This window comes from Pseudomonas sp. ASL4 (assembly GCF_056680395.1).
Genome location: NZ_CM155280.1, coordinates 3,834,372 through 3,859,061 on the forward strand (window position 1 = coordinate 3,834,372; position 24,690 = coordinate 3,859,061).

A 24,690-nucleotide genomic window follows, 5' to 3' on the forward strand; every position below is an offset into this window, starting at 1 on the left:
CTGTTCAGGGTTTCGGCTTATCGGTAAGGAATTTGCCTTGCGGCGCTTCGACATGTTGCTGGCGTCGGGTATTGCCATCGATGCCTCCGGCGATCGCCCATTCGGCAAATACCGTCGGGCCGGGTTCGAAACTGCGCGGCTGCCAATCGCTGGTCAGTTGGTCTTCGTCGGCGTAGTACTCGACCAGCGCGCCGGCCGGGTTCTTGAAGTACCAGAAAAACGCCGAAGACACCGGATGCCGACCGGGGCCGATCTCCGTTGCCCAGCCGCTGCGGGAAATGTGCATGCCGCCACCGAACACTTCGTGCACATCTCGCACGGTAAACGCGACGTGGTTCAGCCCGGCCCGTGGTGCGGGCAGTTGCAGCATGAACAAGTCGTGGTGGCCACCTTCTTCGGCGGTGCGCAGGAAAGCCCCGCGATCCGGATAACGGTCCGAGGCCTGGAAGCCGAAACGCTCGTGGTAGAAGGCTTCGCAGGCGTTCACGTCCTTGACGAAAAACACCACATGTCCGACTTCGATCGGCGTGGCTCGTTCGTAAATCGGCGCCGCCTTGTTGATCCGGCCTTTGGTCTGCCAGGTGTTATGGCCGCTGCACTCGATTTCCAGCTCACGCTTGCGGGTCACTTGCAGGCGAATCGCCAGGCCATTGGGGTCGGTGCAACCGATGCGCCCATTGGCTTCGATGAAGCCCGGATCATGGGCGATGCGTTCGCTGTAGAGCGCAAGATCGGATTCACTTTCGACGCCCCAGACCACTTCGCGCACGGTCGAACCGGCCTCGATGGCCGGCGGCAACCCGGACTTGTTGAGGTCGGCGAGGACCACGCGGCAGCCGTTGAGGGTTTCGAAGATTACCTCGTCGGCTTGCTCGCTGATTTTACTCAGGCCCCAGTCACTGAAAAAACGCACGCAGGTGTCGAGGTCCTCGACGCCATAGGTGACTTCATCGATGCCTAAAACGCTCATAACCCTACCTCTCGTGGTACACCGGCCCAGGCCAGTGGCTGTTCATTCATGCCCCAATAGAGGCTTTTCTGTTCCATGTATTGCAGGATGCCCAGGCGACCCTTTTCACGACCCAGACCGCTGTCGCGCCAGCCGCCGAATGGCGTGGAAATCGAGAACTGCTTGTACGTGTTGATCCACACCGTGCCAGCCTGAATTTTCCGACCCAGAGCCCAGGCGCGTTTGTAGTCACGGCTCCAGATCCCGGCAGCGAGGGCGTACAGGCTGTCGTTGGCCTGTTCGAGCAATTGCGCTTCGTCATCGAACGGCATGGCCACCAGCACCGGCCCGAAGATCTCTTCCTGGCAAACCTGCTGGCTGTTGTTCAGGCCTTCAAGGATGGTCGGCGGGTAGTAATAACCCTGGTCGTAAACTCTGCCGCTCAGCCGTTGGCCGCCAAGACGCAAGCGCCCACCTTCGGCCAGCCCCAGAGCGACGTAGCGCTCCACAGATTCGCGGTGGCCGGCGCTGATCAGCGGGCCCATTTGCGTGCGCTCATCGGCCGGATCGCCGACCCGCAACTCGGCCGCCGCAGCCACCAGACGCGCCATGAACGGCTCGTATAGTGGGCGGGCGACGAACAACCGGGAACCGGCGATGCAGGCCTCGCCCGAGGAGCTGAAAATGCCATATAACACCCCGGCTACAGCGTGGTCGAGGTCGGCGTCATCGAGGACGATGGTCGGTGATTTGCCGCCCAGTTCCAGCGACACCGGCATCATCTTGTCGGCGGCGATGTGGGCAATGTGTTTGCCGGTTTTGGTGCCGCCGGTAAACGACACGCGCTTGACCAGCGGGTGGCGAGTCAATGCATCACCGAGCAGCGAACCCTTGCCGGGCAGCACACTGAGCAGACCTTTCGGCAGCCCGGCGTCTTCGCAAATGCGCGCCAGTTGCAAGGCCATCAACGGCGTGATTTCCGCTGGCTTGATCACCACCGCGTTGCCGGCGGCCAGGGCCGGAGCGACTTTTTGCGCTTCGCTGGCAATCGGCGAGTTCCACGGGGTGATTGCGGCGACCACCCCCATCGGCTCGTAAACGCTCATGCTGACGAAGTCACCGCGCGACGGCGTGATAGTTTCTTCCAGGGTTTCACAGGCTGCGGCGAAAAACTGGAAGGTGCCGGCGGCGCTGGTCACCAGCGCACGGGTTTCGTTGATCGGTTTGCCATTGTCCTGACGCTGCAATTGCGCCAGTTCTTCGCTGCGCTGACGGATCAGCTCGGCGATGCAATACAGCACGCCGGCGCGTTCGTGGGGTTTGCGCTGCGCCCAACCGCTGTGCAGAAACGCCTGATGGGCGCCTTGCACAGCGTCTTCAACGTCTTCCACGCTGGCGGCGTTGAGCCAGGCTACCGCTTCGCCGGTGGCGGGGTAGCAGGTGGCATAGCGCTCGCCGCGGCCCAGTCGCCAGTCGCCGGCAATGCAGATCGGTAAAGTCTGTTCGAGAGTCATCGACTGTCCCCTAGATGGAAATCGCATGGGCGTGGTTGCCCAGGGCACGGACCACGCTGTAGACGGTCAGTGCCGAGGTCTTCGGGTTGGCCAGCAGCGGTTTGCCACGCAGGCTCATTTCGAAACCACCAAAGGCGCCGCGGGCTTCGAAGTGATGGACGTTTTCCTCGCTCAGCGGGTCGGCGATCAGTGTCACGTGGGTGCGATCCAGACCGAGCCCTGCCAGCGACAAAGTCGCGGCGACGTTGGCGTTTTTCGGGTAGAGCCGTGCAGCTTCACGGGCGCTGCCCTGAAAAATCACCGTCGCTTCGGTAATGCTGTCCAGATCACAGACCTGTTCGCCTGGGGTGTTTTTCCAGGCTCGCGCCGGTTTGCAGCCGATGTAATTAACCGAGTCCAGCCCGCCGACCTTGGCCGCCGACAAGGCGTCGATGCCACCGATGGCGCCGGGCAGCAATTCGATGCGGGTCTGGCCTCGCTCGGCCGCCGCTTCCAAACGTTCGACCAGGCCGACTTCGGAAAGCGCACCGACCGAGACGATCAGGCAGGCGATGCCGCGTTCCAGCGCTGGCAATACATGCTCTTCGATGGCGCGGTGGCCGGCGCACTCGACCAGCAGGTCAGGGTGGGCGTCGGCCGGTAACGCCGTCAGCACCTGCGGCGGCTGTTTGAAGCAGGCCAGCCGCTGGCGCACCAGCTCTTCAGACCCGGCCGAGGCGATGACATAGTCAACGCACAGCTGCGGGTCCTTCTCCAGCAGTTCGAGCACGCCGACGCCAATAGCGCCGCAGCCGATCATGGTGATATGCAACATGACGAAGTCCTCAGGCCGTGGCTTTTTGCGCTTTGGTTTCGCTGTTGGGCGGACCGGCGAACTGGGTGGCGAAACTGCCGACGCTGAGCATGTCGACTTCCAGCAGAAACGGCCCGGGTTGGCCGAGCGCGCTGTCGACAACGCTGCCGAAATTCTTCAGATCGGTGACCAGCCCGTGGCGCAGATTTAGGGATTCGGCCAGCTTGGAATAGTCCGGGGTGTGCAGGTCGACGTAGCAGTGACGGCTGCCGTAGACCGCATCCTGGATGTTGCGGATCACCCCATAACGCTGATCGTTCATCAGCAGGATCACCACGTTGGCCTTCTCTTGCACCAGCGTCGCCAACTCGCCGAGGTTGAGAATGAAACCGCCGTCGCCGGCGAGGGCGAAGACCTTGCGCTCAGGCGCGGTTTCAGCAGCGGCCACGGCGGCACCGATACCCATCGACAGGCCCTGACCAATGCCGCCGCCCAGCGCATGCACACCGGAGCGCGGATGAAACAGCGTAAGCAGGCGGTTGCCCCAGATGCTGTTGGACAGTGTTACGTCGCGCACCCAGGAGAAATTGCGCCCGGTAATGGCTTGCAGTTGCTCGACCATGGCCGAGTAAGGGCCGAGGTCGGCGATCAATTGGGTTCGGGATTTTTCGCGGACCTCCTTGAGCTCGGCGAGGAAAGTCGGGTCGATCTGCAAGCGACCTTCGAGACGATCAGCCAGGCCTTCAAGGGCCAGTGCCGAATCGCCACAGATGAACAGTTCGCTGTTATAGCTGCGACCTTCGATGGCCGGGTTGGCGTCGATACGCAAGGTATTGCGCGGCAATTTCAGCGCGTACTTGAAGGTCTCGTTGCTGCGCAGACGCGAACCGGCGATCAGCAGGGCATCGCAGCTCTGCAGGAACTGTTCGACCAGTTTGTTTTGCGAGAACGCGCCGAGGCAGCGCTCGTCATCTTCGTTGACCACGCCGCGACCTTGAGTCGAGGTGATCACGCCGACGCCCATGTCCAGCAGGCGTTTGACTTGCGCCCCGGCATGCCGCGCGCCGCCGCCGAGCCACAGCAGTGGACGCTTGGCGGTGGCCAGACGCTCGGCCACCAGGTCCAGCGCTTCAGGCGCGGGTACGGCAACCGCAATCGGCAGTGGTGACAGATCGGTCGGCATCGGGATAAAAGTTGATTGGATGTCGATCGGGATTTCCACGCTGACCGGGCCGGTGGGGGCGGTCAGGGCGGTTTGCACTGCCAGCTTCAGGGTGCTGATGGCGGTTTCGACGCTGCGCACACGAAATGCGGCCTTTGACACGGCCTTGAGCATGTTCAGTTGGTCGCGTGCTTCATGGATGTAGGCGAATTCCTGATCCAGATACGGCGTTTCGATCTGTCCGGTGATGTGCAGCAGCGGTGTGCCGGCGGTCAGCGCTTCGACCATGGCGCCGGCGGCATTGCCGGCCGCGGTGCCAGTGGACGTCAGGCAGACGCCTAGGCCGCCGGTGGTGCGGGCATACGCGTCGGCCATGTTGGTTGCGCCGGCTTCACCCCGGGCCATGACGAAACGGATGTTGCCGCGCACGGCGAAGGCATCGAGGATCGGCATGTTATGGATCGAGATCACGCCGAACGCGGCTTTGACGTCGCACTGCTCGAGAAAGGCGGTGATGGCAGCGCCAACGGTGACTGTATTTTCGTTACGCATGGCGGGACAGGCCTCCAGAAACATCGATATGGCTGCCTGTGGTGTAAGCCGACAGAGGCGAGGCCAGAAAAAGGATCGCGCGGGCCGCTTCAATCGGCAGGCCCAGGCGCCCCAGGGGAATGTGTTTGCGTTGCGCCAGTTGGGCGGTCCATTGGGTCCAGTCCAGATCCCGCTCTTCGCGGGCCTCGAAACGTCGGCGCCATTGCCCTGACTCGACCAGGCCAATGAGGATGCCGTTAACCCGGATACCCTGACCGGCAAATTCGGTGGCCATCGAGCGCACCAGATTCATGACCCCGGCGCGGGCGGCCGATGTGGCGACCATGTGCGGTTCCGGCTGGCTGGCCAGCAGCGAATTCACGCAGACGATGGCCGCGCCCGGCTGGCTTTGCAGCTGTGTCTTGAAGGCGTGGACCGGGTTGATTACCGAGAAGAACTTCAGGTGCAGCTCTTCGGTCCAGGCGCTATCGCTGGTGTCGGCGAAGGTCGACACCCGACCTTGCCCCGCGTTGTTGATCAGCACGCAGGCTGGCCCTAACGCAGCCAGGCTGGCGGCGGCAAAGGACCTGACCGAGTCCGCGTCGAGCACGTTGCAGACCTGGGCCAGCAGCCGCGCTTCGGGAAAGCGTTGACGCAACTCGGTTTCGACGCTGCGCAGGCGATCTTCGTCGCGGCCGCAGAAGGCCACGGCGGCGCCGGCTTCGAGCAACAACTCGACGCAGGCCAGGCCAATGCCCGAAGAGCCGCCGGTGACAATCGCGGTGCTGCCTTGCAGTTGATAGAGACTCATCTCAATCCCTCATCAATGCAGTCACGCGGTTCTGGCCGTCGTTGGCAGCACCACTGTTGTAGTCGAGCAACCGCGACAGCTCGTCAGCGCTGCGACGCACTTGCAGGAGTAACTCGTTGAAGTTGACGTGAACGATTTGGGTCGTAGGAATAGTCACGCCCAAGGCGGCGATGATCTGGCCGGATTGATCGCGTACCGGTGCGGCGACGGTCGAGATGGCCGACTCGAAGAACCCTTCACCGCTGACAAAACCGCGCTGACGGTCAGCCTGGACCATGTCAAACAGCTCCATCACGGTTTTCGGTGTACAAGGCGAGAACTGTTCCAGATGATCTTCCGGGTACAAATCACGCAACTCGGCCAGCGACAGGTCTTCGAGCAAAATGCGCCCCAGTACCGTGGCGTGGGCGGGCAGGCGAGTGCCGACGTTTACCGCGCTGGAGAACACCGATGGCGGCGAGACCTTGGCGACGTAGACGATCGAACGGCCGTCGCGCACCACCAGATTGCTCGGGTAGTTGAGGCGGTCGCACAAGCGGGCCAGCAGCGGTTGGCCGAGCTCGGTCAGTTCCAGGGAGGCCAGGTATTCGAAGCCCAGGCGTAACACCGACATGCCGAGGCGGTATTCGTTGCCGCTGCGGGTGACGAAGCCCATGGTTTCCAGCGTCGTCAGCAAGCGAAAGATCGTCGAGCGCGGCAGCGCCAGGCGCCGGGCCAGTTCCGGCGCGGTCAGTGTGCGATTGCTGCGACTGAACTCGCAGAGCAGCAGCAGGCCGCGCTCCAGCCCCGGCACGATGTATTTGTCTTGAGAGTCCTTCAGCAGATCTGAATCGTTCATAGCGATGCACCTGTCAGGGATTCTTTGATGGCACAGGCCAGACGGCCCGCCACCACACAAGGTTGTTCGATGGGGCTGGCGTGCCCGGCACCGGTAATCAGATTGAAAGTCCCGCCCAGGGCCTTGGCCAGGGTCAGGCAGTTTTCGGGAGCGGTGATGCCGTCCGCTTCACCGCAATGCACTTCGCAAGGCATCGACAGTGGGGCATGGCGCAGCAGGTCATCACCGCACAACAGCTCAATGGCCTGGCGATAACCCTCGGGGTTGAGCCGCGCCATGTTCCATTGCACCCAGGCGTGTGCCTTTACGCTGGCGGCGGGTGAAAGCATGTGAGCGCTGCGTTGCTCGGCCATGCGTTGAATACCCAGTTGTTCCAGCGCACGCAGGCGTTTGCTGCGAACTTCCTGGCACTGCAAGGCACGCGATGGATGGCCGTAACCCTGGGCTGGGCTGATCAACACCAGCCGGCTAACTCGCTGTTGGTGCACGCCACTGGCGAACGCTGTGGCGGTAATCGCCCCGAGGGAATGCCCCACCAGCACGCAGCGTTGGATAGCCAATGCGTCAAGCATCTGCAGCAGTCGCTCGGCATAGTCCGAAGCGTCGGGGGCCAACGATCTCAGTGGCGTGGAATCACCGTAACCGGGAGCGTCCCAGGCAATTACCCGAGCGCTTTGGCCAAGTTCTTGCGCCACATCTAACCACGACGCCGAGCCCGAGCCGATCCCGTGCAACAACACAATGGCCGGACCGGTCCCGCATTCGCGAAAGGCCTGCTGTCCGCCAGCGATCTGCAGCGTGTGCAAGGGAAAGTGCAGGGGCAGCCGTGCTTCAAGGTCAGCGGTGAGCTGCGCAACGGGATTGTCGATGGCGTGCAACATGAGCTTATCCGCGCTTGATCGAGGCCAGAGGGTGTTCTGGCGGGTAGGTCGGGGTCAGCGGTTTTTTCGCACCGAGCATCACGCACATCAGCGCGTCTTCGTCGCCGATGTTGATCTCTTCGCGGTACACGCCGGGCGGCACGGAAATCACGTCGCGGTCGGTGAGGATGGTTTCGAAACGCTCGCCGTCCTTTTCGATCACCACTTTGAGTTTGCCGCGCAACACGAAAAACACTTCTTCAACGTCGGTGTGCAGGTGCGGCGGGCCTTCATGGCCGGCCGGAATCACCATGGTGGAGAACGTGAAGTTCTCCGACGGGATGGTGTTCATATCGGTGCTGACGCCAGTGCCACCGGTGCCGATGTAGCGCATTTGCGCACGACGGAATTTGGGGTCGTAGTCGGCCTGGAACTTCAGCGCGTTCCAGTCGTATTTGCGCGTGTCGTAGCGGGCGATACGGGTGTTCATCCAGCTTTCGAGATCGCTGCCGGCTGGCTGTTCCCAGCTTTTAGGGGTGTCTTGCTGAGCCGTAAGGTTTGCGGATAGATCGGTCATGGCTGTCTCCAGATCAAGGCATGACGAACCCGCCGTTGACCGGCAAGGTTTGTCCAGTGATGAAGCGGGCGAGGTCGGACAGCGCAAAGAGCACGGCGCCGCTGACGTCTTCGGGAAGTTGCGTGCGTTGAATGGCCCGTTGCTCGTTGTACAAACGGTGACGGGCTTCGGGCACGTAAGCGGTGGCTTCGACCAGCACCAGCCCAGGCGCGATGGCGTTGACCGTGATGTTGTCGGCGCCGAGCTCGCGGGCCAGGCTGCGGGTCATGGCGATGATTGCGCCCTTGCTCGCGACATAGGCCAACAGGTTCGGCGCGCCCCACAGGGGGGTGTCAGAGGCCAGGTTGACGATGGCACCATGGCCGCTGGCCCGCAGGGCCGGCAGACAGGCCTTGGTCATCAGCCAGGTTCCGCGCACGTTGACTTGCATGACCTGATCCCAGGTGTCGAGGCTCAGTTCTTCGCAGCTCTTGCCACCGGAGTTGGTGATCGAGGCGTTGTTGACCAGACCGTCGAGGCCGCCGAGCAAACGGCTGGTTTCAGCGATGCAGGCATCGATAGAGGCAGGCTGCGCAAGATCAACCGTCACGCCATGCACGGTCAGGCCTTCGGCGACCAGCTCGGCGGCCGATTGCTGCACGCGTTCGGCGAGAATATCGGCGATCACCACATGGGCACCGGCCCGGCCGATCGCCTGGGCAAAAGCGTAACCCAAACCGCGAGCGCCACCGGTGACCAGTACGCGACGGCCTTCGAGCAAACGATTGAGGTCGGTCATTATTGGGTACTCAACATGGCTTTTGGCATGTAGTGCAGGACGCGTTTCTCGGTCCAGACCACCGCGCCATAAGCCAGTACACCAATCAGCGTGAGCATGACGATGGCGACGAACACGCCCGCCGTATTGCCCTGACCTTCGGCATCAACCAGCAGGAAGCCCAGGCCCTGGTTGCCGCCGACCAGTTCTCCGACGGTGACACCGATCACCGCCAGGGTCGAAGCGATGCGCAAACCGGAGAACAGAGCAGCCATGGCCGAGGGAAATTCCACCAGGCGGAAGATCTGCCAGCGGCTGGCGTTCATCGTCCTCACCAGGTTGATCATGTCCGGATCAACGGTGCGGATCGCCGAGAGCACGTTGATCATCACCGGGAAGAACACGATCAGGATGGCGATCAGAATCTTCGGGTAAATGGTGTAGCCCAACCACATCACGAACAGCGGGGCGAAGGCAACTTTCGGGGCAATTTGCAGCGCCAGAATGTAAGGCGACAGCATGGCTTCTGCGCTAGGGGAGAGCCCGAGCGAGACACCGATTGCCACGCCGAGCAACGCGCCGAGGCCAAAGCCGACAATGATTTCGAACGCAGTGATCAGGGTGTGTTGCAGCAAGCCGCCGGTGTGCCACATCACCTGGCTTTCCTGGGCGACCCGGCTCAGTTTCGGCATCACGAATTCGGGCATACCAAGCAGGCCCGGCCCCCACTGCCAAAGCACCAGGAACAGGATCAGCAGGGCGACGCTGCCAAACACGGAGTTATTGAGGTTTTTCATCGTGTCGTTACCTTGTTGTCACTCGCCGTTATTGCGCGGCAGTTTGGGTGTCGATGAATTGGTTGGTGTACAGGTCATCGAGCTTCGGTTCCTGGGTGACGATGCCTTCGCTGACGTAGAACTGACGGACCGCTTCCAGTCGCGCCGGGTCGATTCGGCCCAGTACGGTCTGGTTGGCGTAGACATGCTCGACATAGAGCTTGAAGATTTTCTCCAGCGAGTCCTCCTTGCCCGCGTAGGCGGGGACCGCCTTGGCAAAGGTTACGGCGGCCGCACGTGGGTCCTGGATGATGTCGCGCATACCCTGCAGCGTTGCCTGGACCGTGCCGCGAACGATGTCCGGGTGATTTTTGATGGCGTCATCGGAGGCCACGATCGACTGGGCCATGCTTTCGAATATTTGCGCTTGCGGGATCAGCTTGATCTTCAATCCTGCTTCTTCGGCGTTGATCACCCAGTCCGGCACACCGGCCATTGCCTCGGCTTTGTCGGCCGAGAACAACTGCCAGACACCTGCCGGGCCGGCAGCCTGAATGTTCACATCGTTTTTGCTCAGGCCAGCTTTTCGCAAGGAAGCGAGCAAGGCGTAGTACGTGGTGTCCGAGTACGACATCACGGTCACCGTCTTGCCCTTGAGGTCAGTGATCGAGTTGATGTTTTGCGCCGCATTGGTAGCAATCATGGTGACACCGCCGGCGCCCAGCACCGCGACCGCGCGAACCGGAATCCCGTTGGCACGGACCACAATCGGCGTATCACCGATGGCACCGCCGAGCATCGCGTTACCGGCACCGATCTGTTTTGCCACGTCCACACCGCCCTTGGCTGCGATGAAGTTCATGTTCAGGTTCCGGGCGGCGTAGTAGCCCTTCTGCTGAGCGATGATCCACGGGGCAAATGCTGGAAGGTTCGGCGGCGCCGGCAACAAATAGGTCACGTCGGTTGGCTGTGCCTGAACGGCGAATGCCATGCCCAGACCCAGGGCAATGCCGGTGGCCTGGCTGAAGCATTGAAACAGCGACTTGATCATGCGTACTCCTGGATCGGTTGATGGCCACTAAGGCGTTGATCAATGCAGTTCGGTGTCTTCGCCGACTTGCAGCAACGCCATCAGGCGACCGACCAGCGGGCCGATTTCCGGCAACTTGCGGCGCTCCAGCGGGTTGTCGCGAAACGGCAGATCAATGGTGATTTCTTCGATGATGGTGCCGGGGCGGGCGCTCATGACCAGCAGTCGGTCGGACATGGCGATGGCCTCGATCAGGTCATGAGTGATGAACAGTGCGGTCTTCTTTTCATCGAACAGCATCCGCGCCATGTCTTGCTGCAGGATCATCTTGGTCTGCGCATCCAGGGCGGAAAACGGTTCATCGAGGAATAGCACTTGCGGGTCGATCGCCAGGGTGCGAGCCAGGGCGGCGCGCTGGCGCATGCCTCCCGACAGCTGGAACGGGTAGTGGTCGGCAAAACCTTGCAGGTGACAACGATCGAGCAGATCTTTGGCCACAGCCTGGCGCTTGGCGGCCGGCACACCTTGAATCTCCAGGCCCAGCTCGACGTTGCGGCGAATACTGCGCCATGGCATCAACAGGTCTTTTTGCAGCATGAAGGCGACCTTACGGACCGGGCCGGTGACCGCTTCGCCGCCGACGAACACTTCTCCTTCGGTAGGCCGATAAAGTCCGGAGCCCATATTAAGGATGGTGCTCTTGCCACAACCGGAAGGGCCGATGATCGACACCACTTCACCGCGTCGAATCTTGAAGTTGACTTCGCGGATGGCAAACGGCGCTTCGGTCTTTCCTTTGGCCGGGAAACATTTGCCGACATTGCGAAATTCAATTTCGGTGGGTTCCAGATCTTCCTTGGGGACGGACTTATTCCATTGAGGGGTGACGGCGTACATCTCTTTCACAGCCATTTTTGAGGGTCTCTGGTCTGTTTTATAGGTGATACGGTGTTTAGTGCATGAACAATGCCAGAGACTTGCCAAGTTGCTTTTTTGTTTAAAAAGTTATTTGAATTAATGAGTTATGTTAGTTTCGTGAATTTATCGACGTTTCATATATAAAACGTGGTTTCTTATATGGCACGAAATTGCACATTGATTGTGCGAGGCTTGGCGAATTGCGAGAGGGCGATGCTTTTTAAGTAACGCTGAGTGAAGGGAAGTGACCGATTTGTTTTACATGTGAAACAAGTGCGAGGAGTGGGGCCGCCTATCGCTAACGGCATCGAGTTAAGGGGGGCGCATACGGCATCCCGCGGCTCAGGCAAACCTGGCACACGGTCGCTATGTTGACTAAATAAACGCGGCCTACTTGCCGGGTACCCGCCACAAATACCACGCAGCAACCGTCCGAAACGGACTCCACCCCAATCCAATCTCAATCATCTGCTTGCGAGTAGGCTGCACCTCCAACCCCTTCAACCGCCGATACCCCTCGCGCACCCCGAAGTCATCCGCCGGTAAAATATCCGGCCGCTCCAGGCTGTAGATCAGCAGCATTTCCACGGTCCAGCGTCCGACACCGTGCAAGGTAATCAAGCGCTCGATCAGCGCTTCATCGTCCATGGCCAGCGCGGTGGCGTAATCCGGCACGACACCGTCCAGCGTTGCCTGGGCAATCCCCTGGATCGTCGAAATCTTGCTGGCAGAAAACCCGCAACTGCGCATCTGCTCAAAGTCTGTCGCCAGTATTTGCTCGGACCGAGGGAACCTGCCTGAAGGAAACAACGCCACTAATCGCCCGACAATCGCATCCCCGGCTTTGGCATGCAGTTGCTGATAGGCAATTGCCCGCACCAGCGATTCGTAGGGATCGCGCGCTGGATGCGGTTGATGCAGGCAAGGGCCGATGGCGGCGATGTGGCGCTGCCAGTCCTCATCGAGGGACGCTAGAAAAGTACTGGCAGGTCGATAGAGGTCAGGCATGCAGGTCAGGATTTTTTCAGGAGGCCGTTCACCTCGCCATACGTGAAGGCCTTGAGGTCGTGAGTGTCGAGCTTGCCGGTTTCCAGAAAGCTCTTCGCCAGGGTACCCATGGCGCCATACAAGAACTCGGCAATGCTCGAACCGGCGCTTAGGCGTCGAACTCCGAGGGCTTTCAATTCGTCAGGCGACGGCAGGCAGGCAAAGCCCAGTACGTTCACCGGCAGTGGCGTGCCCCGGCAGATCGCAGCAATCTCGTACTCCGCCGTGACGCCCGCCGCGAACAACCCGTCAGCCCCGGCAGCCTGATACAACGCAGCGCGTTTGAGCGTTTCTGCGACACGATCTTCGGCTGGCACCAGGCCCTTGAGGTAGACGTCGGTTCGCGCGTTGATAAATAGTTTCACATCCCGGCGTTCCGCCACCTGACGGGCGATCTCGATTTTGCGCGCCAGCAACTCGGGCGGTGAAGCACCGTCCTCGATGTTGATCCCGACGGCACCGGCGGCGATCACCGCGTCGATCACTTCGGCCACCCGCACCAAGTCATCGGAATAGCCGGCCTCGATGTCCACGGTCAAGGGCACGCGAATGACCCGGGCGATGGATTCGACCGTCGACACCAGCCGTTCGAGGGGCAGGGTGTTGCCGTCCGGATAACCATGAGCCCAGGCCACCGCCGCGCTGCTGGTGGCCACGGCTTTACTGCCCAGTTGCTCCACCAGTCGCGCCCCGGCGGCGTCGGCGACGTTGGTGAGGATCAGCAGGCCGTCGTCATGCAGCCTGTGGAACTGTTGATCGAACGATTGCATCGAATTTCCTTCCCTTTGAAATAATCAGAATGCCAATTGTTGAGTGATCTGCACCGCAGCTTTTTCCAGCCTGAGCAAAAACGCCTTGCGCGGTTGTCCGCCACCATAGCCGGTCAGCGAGCCGTCCGCACCGATCACTCGGTGACAGGGCAGCACAATCGCCAGCCGATTTTGTCCGTTGGCCAGGCCCACCGCGCGGCTGGCGCCGGGTTTGCCCAGCAGCGCCGCGATGGCGCCGTAGGTGCTGGTCTGGCCGTAGGGTATCTGCGCCAGTTCGGCCCAGACTAGCCGGGCAAATTCGCTGCCCGGTAGATGCAGCGGTACGTTGAATTCTGTGCGTTGACCGGCAAAGTACTGCGCCAGTTCTGCTTCGATCTGCTGCAAATGCGCGTTGTGTCCCGGCGCCACCGCATAACCATAGCGGTTTTGTAATGCCTCGACCTCTTTGGTCAGCGCCGGCCGATCCAGAAACTCCAGTAGCACCAACCCACGACTTTCGCCCATGGCAATCATCGGCCCCAGCGGCGTAGTCAGCCGGGTGAACAGCAGCGGCTCGCTGTTGGCGGCGCGGCCCGGCGTGGTGTGGAAGAACTTTTGAAACGCATCGCGAAAACCGCTCAGGGATTCGTAGCCGGAATCGAACGCCACGTTGTCGATGGACTCGCCCTGTTTGATCCCGCCCAGCGCCATACCGAGGCGCCGGGTACGCAGCCAGGCGTGGAAGGTCATGCCGAAATGCTGCTTGAACCAGCGCCGCAATTTGAGCGGCTCGATGCCTTCGGCCTGCAACTGAATGTCGGTCCAGCGCTGGTCGGGTTCGGCGTCCACCCGGTTGAGCAAGCGCTGCACCCAGTCCGGCGCGATGGCCGCCGCATCCAGCGGTTTGCAACGCAGGCAGGCGCGGTAACCGGCGGTCATGCATTCGTCGGCATGGGCAAAGAACTCGACGTTTTCCGGCTTGGGTTTGCGCGCCGTGCAACTGGGGCGGCAGAAAATTCCGGTGGTTTTAACCGCCGTAAAAAATACCCCCTCGTAGGCGGTGTCTCGTTCGAGCATGGCGCGAACCATCTCGGCGTGGGGCGGCAGCACAGCGTTTTGTAGGTTCATGGCCTGAGCATAAGGCGGGACATGCGGCGCCTCCACCGGAAAATCGACAGGTAATTTCGCTCAGGCGTCGCGGCGTTAAATTAATGCCGGTGCCGATGGTGAATGTCCGGAAAGTGCGGATGACTGTGGCGCATCGGCGTGTGTTCATGTTCATGGCTGTGGGGTTCGGTGCCGTCCCATTCAAAGGGATGCTCGTGCTGATGATGCTCGTCGTGCACATGCCGATGACCGTGCTGGAGCGCCTCGTGTTGATGGTCGTGGCCATGGCTTTCCGTCAGGTGAATCCACACCCCGAGGCCCATCAGCAGGGCGGCGGCCCAGAACGTCAGCGTCACCGGTTCGCCCAGCAGCAGGATGGCAATCGCCGCGCCGAGGAACGGTGCCGTGGAAAAGTACGCGCCGGTACGGGCAGTGCCCAGCCCTCGCAGAGCCAGTACGAACAGCACCAGGCTGATGCCATAGCCCAGGAAGCCGACGATCAGTGTCGGCCCGAGCACATTGAACTGCGGCAGTTTCGCGCCGAGCAGCAGCGCCAGGCTGCAATTGACCAGCCCGGCAATAAGCCCCTTGATGCCAGCGATGAACAGCGCATCCGAAGCCGAGACCTTGCGCGTCAGGTTGTTATCGATCGCCCAACAGGCACAGGCCAGCGCCACCGCCAATGGCCCGATCCAGCCCAGTGTTTGCGCCGAACCCTGGGGCCAGGCCAGCAGCAAGCCACCGGCGACAATCGCCAGCATCCCGGCGACGATGCGCCGGTCAGCGTTCTCCTTGAACACCAGCCAGGCCAGCACGGCGGTGAGTACCGATTCGAGGTTGAGCATTAACGAGGCGGTGGCGCCGGAGGTCATAGTCAAACCGAACATCAACGCCACCGGCCCCAGCACGCCGCCAAAAGCGATGGCGCCGATCAGCCACGGCCATTCCGAGGACTTCAGGCCGCTGGGCTGCCAGCCCCGATCGCGGATCAAACGGACGATGGTTAGCCCTACGCCGCTGCCCAGATACAGCAACCCGGCGAGCAGAATTGGCGAGACGTTCAGCCCCAGTAACTTGGCCAGCGGCGTGCTCGCACCGAAAAGGGCGGCGGCGCCCAGGGCGTAGACAATGTTCAGGTTCATTCAGGGCTCCAAGGCATTGAGTCAACGTAACCCGCAGGATTTGCGCTGTTCACGCACGGCGCGCCATCAATAGTATCGAAGCCGCCGCCGACAACAACCCCGCGCGAATTGAAGGCAAGGGCGCCCGAATATCTGTTCACGGTATTCATTAGGAAGGGGTAGGTGGCGGTGGTAGCATTTTGACATACAACAATAAGCTAACGGGACACGCGTATTGAAAACCAAGGCTGGAGTGCTAGTCACGTCATACGCGGGTCGAATAACACGCCTGATTGTCGTTCTATCCCTGCAAGGTGCTGCGTTGGGAGTGCCCATCGCACATTCCGCGCAGGATCCGGCGATGTCCGGCCCGAGCTTTTCATGTGAGGCGTCGAGTAACGCCATCGAAAGGATGATCTGTAATGATCCCGCGCTGTCGACACGGGATCGAACAATGGCTGTCCTGTTCGCAGCGTCCCGTTCGGACGCGTCAGATCGGGGTCTGTCGCAGCAGCAAACCTTGCAACGGCAATGGCTGAAAACGCGGGGCAAGCAATGTTCGAATGACGACGTGCATGCGTGTCTCGTCAGTGCCTACGATCAGCGGCTGAACCAACTGGCCGTTGCGGCGCTTTTCCGGGCGCCGGATGTCGCGCTGGCAGAACTTGCCCGACAGAATTCCAGATCCGCCCCGTTGTATGAAGCCATCTATCGCTACGCGACCATCGAGGATGGCGCCGATCGTGCGACAGCTGTGGAGAGGCTGATTGCCCCGTCTTTCGAAGCGCTTCATGACAAACCGGTGGCATCGCCGTTGTCCGGCGTTAAAAATGCACATGAAGCGGCGTCATCGGATAAAAACTTTTCCGCATTCTTGAATGTCGCATCGGTCGACGATTATTCGCTGACAATTCCGTGTTCGGCGCTTGTGCGGCGGCCCGGGTCGCTGGGCGTTCTGCGTTCGGAATACGGCGGGGCAATCGATGGTCGACTGACCCAGAGTGACTGCAAGGCGATGACGTCGCGATTGAAAACGGTGGATCGACTGACGGAAGCGGCGGTGGCGGTACAACCCTCTTGCCCGGGGACCATTCGCTTCAGTCTCGCACGTGAGTTTGACTACACACTGGTTGCCGTTCGTTTGCACCGCACTGACTTATGGAAGGCGAAAGCACTCGATATAAGTCCCGGCGCTCAGGATGAAAACAACGACGGAGCGGAAAAAGAGGTCGACGAGCCGCATTTTATTACACGGCATCAGGCGTCAATTCGGGACGCGAGCGATGAGTTGGCGACGTACTATTCGAGCCATTTCGGTGTCCCGCCAGTGCTTGCAAAAGAACAGGCGATGAGCGCAGTGAGTGCGCTCATCTCCGGGGCTTTTGATCTTTGCGAGAGAGGGTAAGACGATGGAACGGATCGAGCCAACGATGGACGACTTCACCCACACCTCGCAACCTCCGGAAGTTGCGCAGGGGACGCCAATTGGAACGTCGAGGGTCCGGTTCGCGGTCCGGCCTCCACGTGGACAGCGCGGCACTGTTCTGCGCTCAATGCTCAGGAAAGGCGAGCTTTGCGTCACCGATGAGGATGTAGCGCTCATCAAGTCGAGTCTCAAGCTGTTTCAGCGCCCCATCGAAACGAAGCGGGTTATCCCGCGCGACCAGATCTTTGATGCAAAAACCATCCGCAAGTACGTCTATTTCGACATCCATGCGCCAGCCGGAATTCAACGTGTCTTCTTGATCGCGTCCAGCGGCGACGAAGCAAAAAGAATCCTGGAATGGCTCCCCAGGCAAACAACGCCTGCCCATGAGGCGGAGCAAACAGCGTTATCCAGCTACTCCGAACGAATCCTTGCGCTGACGCCGATCACCAGGGTCACCTACGGGCTGATCGCGATAAACGTTCTGGTTTACCTGGCGATGTGCGCGGGCGGCGTCGGGATCATGGCGCAGAACATTCCTATGACCGTCCGATGGGGCACGAACTTCGGCCCTGAAACCCTGGGTGGTGGATGGTGGCGCCTGCTCACATCGGTGTTTGTCCATTTCGGCCTGGTTCACTTGATGTTCAACATGCTCGCGCTGTTCCAAATCGGCCGACTGGCGGAGCGCCTGTACGGGAGTGGGCGATTCCTGGCGCTGTACCTGTTTGCCGGCGTGGCCGGCAGCATTGTCAGTGTGCTGTGGCATCCGACCGTCAACAGTGCGGGTGCATCGGGCGCCATTTTCGGGGTGTTCGGTGGGCTGCTGGTGTATGTGCTGAAGTTCCGCCACGAGTTGCCGACGTCGATTGCTCTGCAACAACGCATCTCGATCGTGGTGCTCATCGCGTACAACCTGTTCTACGGTTTTACGCACCAGGGCATCGACAACGGCGCGCATCTTGGCGGGTTGGTGGGTGGCGTTTTACTCGGCTTGACGCTGGCAAGGCCGCTCAACGAGCCGGCTCGCGCAAAAGTAGCGCTTAAAAGCGCGTTGCTTTCCTCTGCGCTGGCACTCGTCGTTTTGGGCTCGTCGACTTACCTGTTGGCGCATATCCGCGAGGCTTACAATGAAGAGCTTCAATTCACAAGTTTGGAGCACACTATTGCCCCCAGCTTGGCAAAAGCGATGAGCGAGGGGGGCGCGCTCTTGCGCGTACCTGTGCATACGCCAGGCGAAAGATATGCGATAGCCAACAAAATCATGCAGGAAGTCGTCCCTCAATGGGAAAAGCTGTATGCCTCCTTCGAGAATGCCCCTCTACCAAACGGTTCGCCACGAATTGCACTACGGGAAGCGATCCTGAGCTACATCGACGACAATCGGAAAATGTATCGCGTGGCAGTCATCATGGGAAATCAGGGCCGCGAGCCGGATGCAGCGACGCAGGCCCAGTTCAGGGCACTCATGAGCGACTCAGTGGTGCAGGTCGCCGCTGTTAAAAGACTTTCATCTCCTATTGATGGTCGCCACCCTTAGCAACCGTCAGGGTTACCCCACCCAACAATCCTGCCGCGCCGCCGCGGTATACCCTGACGAAAACATCCCTGTGGGAGCGAGCCTGCTCCCACATTGTTTTGTGGTGGGCACGGGAGGGGTGTTTTGTTCAATACAGTGATCGGTGCGCTCTTTACCTTGAGGTCCGGTTCAACTGAATTGAAGAAGGTGTGTGATGAGTGTGTTGATCTCCATGGCGGCGTTTGCCCTGGTCGCTTCGATAACCCCGGGGCCGGTGAATATCGTGGCGTTGAGTTCCGGGGCGCAGTTTGGTTTTCGTGCCAGTCAGCGGCATGTGGCGGGGGCAACCCTGGGGTTTGTCTTGCTGCTGGTGTTGATGGGCCTGGGCCTGCACGAGTTGCTGCGGTTATGGCCGGTGCTGACCCGGGTGGTGCAAGTGGCTGGGGTGGCGTTTCTGTTGTTCATGGCCTGGAAACTGGCGGTCGATAACGGTCACTTGGGCGCCAGTCAGGAGGGCAAGGCGCCCTCGATGTTTTACGGCGCAATGATGCAATGGCTCAACCCCAAGGCCTGGCTGGCCTGTGTCGCGGGCATGGGCGCCTTTGTCGCGGACGGCGACGCGCGGCTGGTCTGGCAATTCGCGGCGATTTATCTGGTGGTCTGTTATCTCTCGGTCGGCTGCTGGGCTTATGCCGGGACCTTCTTGCGCGGGTATTTGAGCAACGCCAGGGGCATGCGGCTGTTCAACCGGAGCATGGCGTTGCTGCTGGTGGTGTGTGCGGGGTATCTGATCCGGACCTAGATTCCCTGTGTCACGCCAGACCGCTCAGGGCATTTTCTGTCGAGACAGGCAGGGCGTTGAATCGATTGGCGCGCAGTTCCGTGATGGCATAGATCGCCCGTGCGGTACGGCCATTTCCGTCGACGAAGCTGTGGTAGCCCAGAAAGGAGCCGAGCATCTGCTTACCGAAATGCTCATGGGCTGGATCCAGGGTTGCCAGGTGATTCTCCAACATCGCCGCGCCCGAAACGTTGGAAGGGTAACGAGCCTGAGCGGTAGGGCTGCGCAGGGCATCTGTCGTCTCGGGCACCAGACGTCGATGCAGTTCCTTGTAAACCGCAGGATCAGTCAGGGACTTGCCATTGTTGCTGTATTCGTGGAGCAAAGTCCTGATGTTGTCAGCCTCGTTTCGGGAATTCGACGCTTTGAGAATCCAGGCGGTGGCTCGATCTGCGTTGTCGGTCAAACGGTCAGGGTTAAAGGACACATCTTCCAGGATGCCGTTGTAAGGCGACTTGCCAAGGTCCGAGGCGAGTAATGTCGTTTGGTGTTGATTCATGGCCGTCAGATTTTTGTATTCCACCTTCAGGGTGTCGTGGAAGAGCTCCGGCAATACAGCGTGATCCTTGAACTGGCGAAGGTTGGCCAGTGAATACTTTTGCGCTTGCTGGCGTATCAGCGAGCCGACAACGTCAGCATCCAGTAGCTTCGTCAGCGATTGGGTGTCGCCAGACTTGCGCGCTATCTCGGCCAACGAGTTTTCCAACAAATGCTGAAGTTCCTGTTCAGGCACGTGCTTGAGCAACTTCACGTCATTGGCGTGCAGGTGTTTGAGTACGTGCTCGGCAGTTTCCAGGCCATCACTTTTAAACAACGCCCGTGCATGGGCCAAGGTGTCCAGGCTCATGCGGATCTGCGATGCGCTGCCGGTGTGGTTGATTGCCTTGATCAGATCATAAGAGTGGGTGCCGGTCAGATGCCGTAACTGCGCCCGGGCGATCTGGGCGCTAGAGGCGGAGTAATGGCCAACTTTCAAGGCGCCTTTGCCAATCAGCTTCAGGCCGCCCTTGAGGAGTTTCGGAATACCGTCCAAAGGGTTGATCAACCCGACCACGGCACGGGCACCGACCCTCGATGCAGAAAGCAGTTTCGTTACCACGGTCGTGGCTTTGGCACTGGTGACGGCAATTTTGCCCGGCACGAGCGCAAAGACCAGGACAAGTGCCGCTGCATCCATGACACACCCCAGGAGTGCGTTTTGTTGGCGGGAGGGGTTGCCCGAGGACATCTCTTCGACGCACTCCTTGAACGGAATAATCATATTGAGCACTGTATTGAAGATGGCATCGGTCTTCTCGATCGCTCGTTCCCGTTCGGTCTGGTCGAGGCCTATCTGCTTCAGTTCTTTGACGGTGAAATAGGGGTTTTCTTCAGCAATAAGCTTGCTGAGTGCTTCTTTGCGTGCCGAGCGGAAGAAGGGGTTTTCAACGCTCGAAACGGTTGTGGCCGACGGTGCCTGGAACTCTCCGATCTTTCGGATGAACATCCTTGATTGCGCATTGCTGCGCGGTGCCTGGTTTTGTAAGTACGCCCGTATGTCCAGAGGGACGTTATCGAACTTTTCACGGCCGGCAAATTTCACCTTGCGGCCATTCCCCTCTTGCGTCACAAGGGGGCGGAACACGGATTCGAGTTTCGGGTTGAGTCGGCATTCCAGTCGTAATGGAAACAGCTCAAAGCAACGAACCTGCGAATTCATTTGCGCACAGAGAATGACACCGTAACGTCCGGTTTCTCCTGGGATAGGGGTCAAGGGACGGGGTATACCTCCCGGTGACGGTAAAGTTGGAAAGCGGGTCGTGTTGTATTCCTCAATGCAATAAATACCGACAGCGCCGTACTCGATGAATGAGGCTTCACTGCGGGACAATTGCGAAAGAGTGACTTCGATGTTGCTGGCCAATGCTTCTGTTGTTGCGCTGTGATGCCGATTGATGGCCTCTTCATACAAGTCGGCAACGGGATACAGTTCTGTCAACTCGGGAAATGATTGGTAAATACTAGTGCCTCTGACGCGATCCCAATCCTGGCTGTGAAGTTCATCGCCCATGTAAAGATCAAGAACCGATACCTTTCGCCCGGCACCGCCACCGCTACCACGGTGTTTGACCAACAGTTCGCCAGGATCGCAGGCGGGTGCCGTGGCTTTCAGTTCTTTCAGCGCGAGTGGTTGGCGGTGGGGTATTGCCTGGCCGAGTGCTGTGGCGGCATTCAGTATTTTGTCGAGGTACTGTTCGTATTCATTAGCGGCCAGGGTCAGCGCTTCCTGGGTCAGGTTGCCTTGGGTGTCCCGCGCAATGATTTTGTTCATCAGCGCCCAGGTGACCATCGGGTCCACCGTATGGGCGGCATGCAACGAAGCCAGTTGCGGGGTTGCCTGGGAAGACTGACCCAGGCCGAGCAGATGTTGATGGCTTAACTTGCGTGAAACACCAGGGATAAGGGCTTCAGCAAAATGTATCGCTTGAGTACTCACCACCCAGGCTGGCGTTCCGAGGCGCAGTTCGCCAGGCCAGCCGGCAAACAGGTATTGCGGCGCCATACCGCCAAGCACCAACTGGGCAACGAGCGGTGCGAACATTTGATGAAGCTTGAGACTGTCAACCAGATGCTGTTCCAGGCGCGTGCGCACACTGGACGGATGAAGCATGAAGTCATCGGCCGAATAGAGATCGAAGCCGGCAAATGTTGTATTGGCATTGTCGACGATGGGATCAAGGTCGAGCAGCATGGCGGCGATCAGCAACTGCTCGACAAACTCGGGTGACGGTTTCGGCTTGGTTTCGTCGGTGAACCAGCCCAGGGCATCGAAGTACGCTTGCCCTTGTTCCGAGGTCCCGGAAGTAATTTCGATCAGCCTTTGTAAGCGGTAATCCTGACTGGTGGGTAACTGACCCGCCGAGGCGATTTCAAACAACAAGTGCTTGCCCAAATGTGCCACCAGGGAGGTTTTGCCACCGGTTAAATACCGGGTTACCTTGCGAATGATTGCGCGATTGTTATCGGTGAGTTTGAAGGGCGAGTCTTCGGGGGTATCCAGAAGTTGCCAGTAGTTACCAAATCTAGGAGCCTCGGGGAGTGTCGCGAAGTTGAGTAAATCAATCAGCCCTCTGGTGTCTTGTTCGTTGGTTGGCAACGGTAAACCCTGGAAGTCGAGCCATTGGCCTACCGAAATCCACTCGCTTGAACTGATGAACCCACCGGTCAACGCCGCCATTTTCGTCAGTAGTTTCAGGTCTTCGTCCAGCGCCGGAATACCGGCGATGTGAGCGGTGATGTCTGTGCGCGAGAAGTAGGTGTTAGTAACGACGACGGGAGGGCTAGCCGGACGCTCAATGGAACTCAGGTTATGCCGAACGTGATAAATACGGCCATGTTTATCGACTTGATATGCCGCCTGGTCGGGCAGGGCGTGTTCCCGTCGCAGTTTCAGAAAAGCCGGATGCCGGGCCAGTCTCGAAAGGCAAATGCTCCCCGAGCGATGAACCAGATCAAAGTTGGAACCGCTCACGCTTTTCATGGCCAGGCGATCCCAGGACCATTGAAGAGTGCTTTGAACATGATCGTCAGTGAGAAAATCTTCCAGTGCTTTGGTGATGGCTAGTTTTTGAAGTTCATTGCTGGAAGTAACTGGGTTGTTGTTCTGGTTTTGCATGCTCTGAAGTTCCATCTTCGGATGTTGTTACTGTTGATGTGGTGTTTGTTGAAAAGGTGCAAGTATGTTTGGACGTTGTTCGGGTTTGCAGGCTAAAGGCAAACATGCAGCGCTGCCATTGTTGCTGTATGTCTGCATGTTTGTTTGCAGATGACCGTATTGCTGGGCAGTCAGCAATAGCGCCGTTATAGGTTGTTGTCAGGGCGGAGTTAGCCAGGGAGGTGTATTGCTGATTGTATAAAGTTGCACGGGACTATTGGTTTACCAAACCTTCAACAGGCGATTACTTCTAACCGCGATACTGCCCCGGAGTCGCAGCCAGATGCTGTTTGAACACCCGCTGAAAGTGCGCCTGATCGGCAAACCCGGCTTCCAGCGCCACATCGGCGATCAGCTTGCCGCTGCGCAAGCGGTCCCGGGCGAACTGGATGCGCCGGTTGAGCAAAAACGCGTGGGGCGTCATGCCGTAATGCTGCTTGAACGCGCGGATCAGGTAGGACGGTGACAACTGCGCCGCTTCGCAAATATCTTCAAGCTTGAGCAGTTGCGTGCAGTTGTCGCGGATGTAGTCGGCGGCTCGCTCGAGTTTGAAATTGGGCTCGCGCAACGGCTGATCGATGGGGTTGAGGCGTTGCTGCACCTCGGTGAAAAATTCCACTGCGGCGCTGTGCTTGCGCAGTATGTCTTGCTGTTCATCGACCAGCACGGCGTACAGATCCTTCAGGCCGACAAACAGGCTGGCGTCACGATTGTGGGTGATGGCAAACCGGCGAAACGCCTGGTCCTGGCTGAACCCCAGTTGATGCTGCAAGTCGGTCAACCACGGCGTCTCGACGTAGAGCATCAGGTACGACCAGGGCTGGTCATCGATCGGGTTGCAGGCGTGGACATCGCCGGGGTTCATCAGCACCACGGTGCCGGTGCTGACCTGAAACTCCGATTGCTCATGCACATAGGTGCTGAGCCCGGCGGTAATCGCGCCGATGGAAAAGTGCGCGTGGGAATGCCGGGCGTAGCAGACTTCGCGGCCATCGGCGATGGCCCGGGCTTCGATGAAGGGCAGGGCGTCGTCACGCCAGAAACGTGGAGCTTTGTCGGCATCTTTGGCTGCGGCATGCTTCATCGTTAGTGTCCTGGCAGGTCAGCGCTTGAGTGTATTAGCTCTCGCCGTTAAAGGCCCGCTGCAGTTCAGCGATGTCTAGTTTTTTCATCTGCATCATCGCTTGCATGGCCCGCTGGGATTTGACCGTGTCGGGGTCTTTGAGCATCTCCATCATGGCCACCGGGACGATCTGCCAGGACAGCCCGAACTTGTCCTTCACCCAGCCACATTGCTCGGCCTGGGGTACGGCAGATAACGCGCCCCAGTAATGGTCGACCTCTTCCTGAGTCTGGCAATTGACCTGGAACGAAACCGCTTCGTTGAACTTGAACACCGGGCCGCCATTGAGCCCGGTGAAGCCCTGGCCATCGAGTTCGAAACTCACAGTCAGCACCGAGCCTTCGGGGCGACCGTGGTGCTCGAAACCAGCCTTGCCGTAATGGGTGATGGCGGTGATTTTGGAGTGATCGAAGATCGAGCAATAGAATTTGGCAGCCGCTTCGGCCTGATCATCGAACCAGAGGCAGGGTGTGAGTTTTTGCACGCGTTGCATGGTGTTCTCCTCTACGGGGTTAGCACGCTGGACTATCAGCGTAGTCACTCGGTA

General features: G+C 59.6%; 22 protein-coding genes. 3 read left to right on the plus strand and 19 right to left on the minus strand.

Annotated elements, in window-relative coordinates:
- Positions 1–4: 4 nt before the first annotated feature.
- The 16 genes from AC1MEW_RS17315 to AC1MEW_RS17390 form a co-directional block, all read right to left on the minus strand.
- Positions 5–970 (minus strand): VOC family protein, encoded by a 966-nt coding sequence (locus tag AC1MEW_RS17315; RefSeq protein ID WP_480422988.1) that lies wholly within the window; start codon positions 968–970, stop codon positions 5–7.
- A complete protein-coding gene (locus AC1MEW_RS17320; protein WP_480422990.1) occupies positions 967–2,463 on the minus strand; it encodes an aldehyde dehydrogenase in 1,497 nt (498 codons plus the stop codon). Before AC1MEW_RS17320 ends, AC1MEW_RS17315 begins: the two co-directional genes overlap by 4 nt.
- A 10-nt stretch (positions 2,464–2,473) precedes the next feature.
- Positions 2,474–3,277 (minus strand): aspartate dehydrogenase, encoded by an 804-nt coding sequence (locus AC1MEW_RS17325; RefSeq protein ID WP_480422991.1) that lies wholly within the window; start codon positions 3,275–3,277, stop codon positions 2,474–2,476.
- 10 nt (positions 3,278–3,287) lie between these two features.
- Complete coding sequence (locus AC1MEW_RS17330) at positions 3,288–4,970, minus strand: thiamine pyrophosphate-binding protein (RefSeq protein ID WP_480422992.1); 1,683 nt, start codon at positions 4,968–4,970, stop codon at positions 3,288–3,290.
- Complete coding sequence (locus AC1MEW_RS17335; protein ID WP_480422994.1) at positions 4,963–5,760, minus strand: SDR family oxidoreductase; 798 nt, start codon at positions 5,758–5,760, stop codon at positions 4,963–4,965. The genes AC1MEW_RS17330 and AC1MEW_RS17335 overlap by 8 nt, the downstream gene beginning before the upstream one ends.
- A 1-nt stretch (position 5,761) precedes the next feature.
- Entirely contained in the window at positions 5,762–6,598 is an 837-nt protein-coding gene (locus tag AC1MEW_RS17340; protein WP_480422995.1) for an IclR family transcriptional regulator, read from the minus strand.
- Positions 6,595–7,479, minus strand: a complete 885-nt coding sequence (locus AC1MEW_RS17345) for an alpha/beta fold hydrolase (protein ID WP_480422996.1) — start codon at positions 7,477–7,479, stop codon at positions 6,595–6,597. The genes AC1MEW_RS17340 and AC1MEW_RS17345 overlap by 4 nt, the downstream gene beginning before the upstream one ends.
- Before the next feature lie 4 nt (positions 7,480–7,483).
- Positions 7,484–8,035, minus strand: a complete 552-nt coding sequence (locus tag AC1MEW_RS17350; RefSeq protein ID WP_480422997.1) for a cupin domain-containing protein — start codon at positions 8,033–8,035, stop codon at positions 7,484–7,486.
- Positions 8,036–8,048: 13 nt separating this feature from the next.
- Positions 8,049–8,813: an SDR family oxidoreductase gene (locus AC1MEW_RS17355; RefSeq protein ID WP_480422998.1), complete on the minus strand. Its 765-nt coding sequence runs from the start codon at positions 8,811–8,813 to the stop codon at positions 8,049–8,051.
- Positions 8,813–9,589, minus strand: coding sequence for an ABC transporter permease (locus AC1MEW_RS17360; RefSeq protein WP_480422999.1), 777 nt, complete (start codon positions 9,587–9,589; stop codon positions 8,813–8,815). The genes AC1MEW_RS17355 and AC1MEW_RS17360 overlap by 1 nt, the downstream gene beginning before the upstream one ends.
- Before the next feature lie 28 nt (positions 9,590–9,617).
- On the minus strand, positions 9,618–10,619 hold the full coding sequence (locus AC1MEW_RS17365; RefSeq protein WP_480423000.1) for an ABC transporter substrate-binding protein: 1,002 nt from the start codon (positions 10,617–10,619) through the stop codon (positions 9,618–9,620).
- 39 nt (positions 10,620–10,658) lie between these two features.
- A complete protein-coding gene (locus AC1MEW_RS17370) occupies positions 10,659–11,495 on the minus strand; it encodes an ABC transporter ATP-binding protein (RefSeq protein WP_480427273.1) in 837 nt (278 codons plus the stop codon).
- A 411-nt stretch (positions 11,496–11,906) separates the two neighbouring features.
- On the minus strand, positions 11,907–12,524 hold the full coding sequence (locus tag AC1MEW_RS17375; RefSeq protein ID WP_480423001.1) for a DNA-3-methyladenine glycosylase family protein: 618 nt from the start codon (positions 12,522–12,524) through the stop codon (positions 11,907–11,909).
- A gap of 5 nt (positions 12,525–12,529) precedes the next feature.
- Positions 12,530–13,333, minus strand: a complete 804-nt coding sequence (locus AC1MEW_RS17380) for an isocitrate lyase/PEP mutase family protein (RefSeq protein WP_480423002.1) — start codon at positions 13,331–13,333, stop codon at positions 12,530–12,532.
- A 24-nt stretch (positions 13,334–13,357) separates the two neighbouring features.
- On the minus strand, positions 13,358–14,440 hold the full coding sequence (locus AC1MEW_RS17385) for a bifunctional transcriptional activator/DNA repair enzyme AdaA (protein ID WP_480423004.1): 1,083 nt from the start codon (positions 14,438–14,440) through the stop codon (positions 13,358–13,360).
- A gap of 80 nt (positions 14,441–14,520) precedes the next feature.
- Positions 14,521–15,561, minus strand: a complete 1,041-nt coding sequence (locus AC1MEW_RS17390) for a DMT family transporter (protein ID WP_480423005.1) — start codon at positions 15,559–15,561, stop codon at positions 14,521–14,523.
- Positions 15,562–15,994: 433 nt separating this feature from the next.
- Here AC1MEW_RS17390 and AC1MEW_RS17395 point away from each other — a divergent pair, with 433 nt between their 5' ends.
- The 3 genes from AC1MEW_RS17395 (at position 15,995) to AC1MEW_RS17405 (ending at position 19,287) form a co-directional block, all read left to right on the plus strand.
- Entirely contained in the window at positions 15,995–16,945 is a 951-nt protein-coding gene (locus AC1MEW_RS17395) for a lysozyme inhibitor LprI family protein (protein ID WP_480423006.1), read from the plus strand.
- Between the two features lie 25 nt (positions 16,946–16,970).
- Positions 16,971–18,506 (plus strand): rhomboid family intramembrane serine protease, encoded by a 1,536-nt coding sequence (locus AC1MEW_RS17400; RefSeq protein ID WP_480423007.1) that lies wholly within the window; start codon positions 16,971–16,973, stop codon positions 18,504–18,506.
- 193 nt (positions 18,507–18,699) lie between these two features.
- A complete protein-coding gene (locus AC1MEW_RS17405) occupies positions 18,700–19,287 on the plus strand; it encodes a LysE family translocator (protein ID WP_322268793.1) in 588 nt (195 codons plus the stop codon).
- A 10-nt stretch (positions 19,288–19,297) separates the two neighbouring features.
- Here AC1MEW_RS17405 and AC1MEW_RS17410 read toward each other — a convergent pair whose 3' ends face one another.
- The 3 genes from AC1MEW_RS17410 to AC1MEW_RS17420 all read right to left on the minus strand — a co-directional run bounded on the left by AC1MEW_RS17410 (position 19,298) and on the right by AC1MEW_RS17420 (position 24,636).
- Complete coding sequence (locus tag AC1MEW_RS17410) at positions 19,298–22,981, minus strand: hypothetical protein (protein ID WP_480423009.1); 3,684 nt, start codon at positions 22,979–22,981, stop codon at positions 19,298–19,300.
- Between the two features lie 289 nt (positions 22,982–23,270).
- A complete protein-coding gene (locus AC1MEW_RS17415; RefSeq protein WP_480423010.1) occupies positions 23,271–24,104 on the minus strand; it encodes an AraC family transcriptional regulator in 834 nt (277 codons plus the stop codon).
- 34 nt (positions 24,105–24,138) lie between these two features.
- Entirely contained in the window at positions 24,139–24,636 is a 498-nt protein-coding gene (locus AC1MEW_RS17420) for a VOC family protein (RefSeq protein ID WP_201202629.1), read from the minus strand.
- Positions 24,637–24,690: the final 54 nt, after the last annotated feature.

Coding starts and splice junctions, on each gene's coding strand:
- AC1MEW_RS17315 (WP_480422988.1), bottom strand. CDS start 970: ATGAGCGTTTTAGGCATCGATGAAGTCACCTATGGCGTCGAGGACCTC.
- AC1MEW_RS17320 (WP_480422990.1), bottom strand. CDS start 2,463: ATGACTCTCGAACAGACTTTACCGATCTGCATTGCCGGCGACTGGCGA.
- AC1MEW_RS17325 (WP_480422991.1), bottom strand. CDS start 3,277: ATGTTGCATATCACCATGATCGGCTGCGGCGCTATTGGCGTCGGCGTG.
- AC1MEW_RS17330 (WP_480422992.1), bottom strand. CDS start 4,970: ATGCGTAACGAAAATACAGTCACCGTTGGCGCTGCCATCACCGCCTTT.
- AC1MEW_RS17335 (WP_480422994.1), bottom strand. CDS start 5,760: ATGAGTCTCTATCAACTGCAAGGCAGCACCGCGATTGTCACCGGCGGC.
- AC1MEW_RS17340 (WP_480422995.1), bottom strand. CDS start 6,598: ATGAACGATTCAGATCTGCTGAAGGACTCTCAAGACAAATACATCGTG.
- AC1MEW_RS17345 (WP_480422996.1), bottom strand. CDS start 7,479: ATGTTGCACGCCATCGACAATCCCGTTGCGCAGCTCACCGCTGACCTT.
- AC1MEW_RS17350 (WP_480422997.1), bottom strand. CDS start 8,035: ATGACCGATCTATCCGCAAACCTTACGGCTCAGCAAGACACCCCTAAA.
- AC1MEW_RS17355 (WP_480422998.1), bottom strand. CDS start 8,813: ATGACCGACCTCAATCGTTTGCTCGAAGGCCGTCGCGTACTGGTCACC.
- AC1MEW_RS17360 (WP_480422999.1), bottom strand. CDS start 9,589: ATGAAAAACCTCAATAACTCCGTGTTTGGCAGCGTCGCCCTGCTGATC.
- AC1MEW_RS17365 (WP_480423000.1), bottom strand. CDS start 10,619: ATGATCAAGTCGCTGTTTCAATGCTTCAGCCAGGCCACCGGCATTGCC.
- AC1MEW_RS17370 (WP_480427273.1), bottom strand. CDS start 11,495: ATGTACGCCGTCACCCCTCAATGGAATAAGTCCGTCCCCAAGGAAGAT.
- AC1MEW_RS17375 (WP_480423001.1), bottom strand. CDS start 12,524: ATGCCTGACCTCTATCGACCTGCCAGTACTTTTCTAGCGTCCCTCGAT.
- AC1MEW_RS17380 (WP_480423002.1), bottom strand. CDS start 13,333: ATGCAATCGTTCGATCAACAGTTCCACAGGCTGCATGACGACGGCCTG.
- AC1MEW_RS17385 (WP_480423004.1), bottom strand. CDS start 14,440: ATGAACCTACAAAACGCTGTGCTGCCGCCCCACGCCGAGATGGTTCGC.
- AC1MEW_RS17390 (WP_480423005.1), bottom strand. CDS start 15,561: ATGAACCTGAACATTGTCTACGCCCTGGGCGCCGCCGCCCTTTTCGGT.
- AC1MEW_RS17395 (WP_480423006.1), top strand. CDS start 15,995: ATGGCTGTCCTGTTCGCAGCGTCCCGTTCGGACGCGTCAGATCGGGGT.
- AC1MEW_RS17400 (WP_480423007.1), top strand. CDS start 16,971: ATGGACGACTTCACCCACACCTCGCAACCTCCGGAAGTTGCGCAGGGG.
- AC1MEW_RS17405 (WP_322268793.1), top strand. CDS start 18,700: ATGAGTGTGTTGATCTCCATGGCGGCGTTTGCCCTGGTCGCTTCGATA.
- AC1MEW_RS17410 (WP_480423009.1), bottom strand. CDS start 22,981: ATGCAAAACCAGAACAACAACCCAGTTACTTCCAGCAATGAACTTCAA.
- AC1MEW_RS17415 (WP_480423010.1), bottom strand. CDS start 24,104: ATGAAGCATGCCGCAGCCAAAGATGCCGACAAAGCTCCACGTTTCTGG.
- AC1MEW_RS17420 (WP_201202629.1), bottom strand. CDS start 24,636: ATGCAACGCGTGCAAAAACTCACACCCTGCCTCTGGTTCGATGATCAG.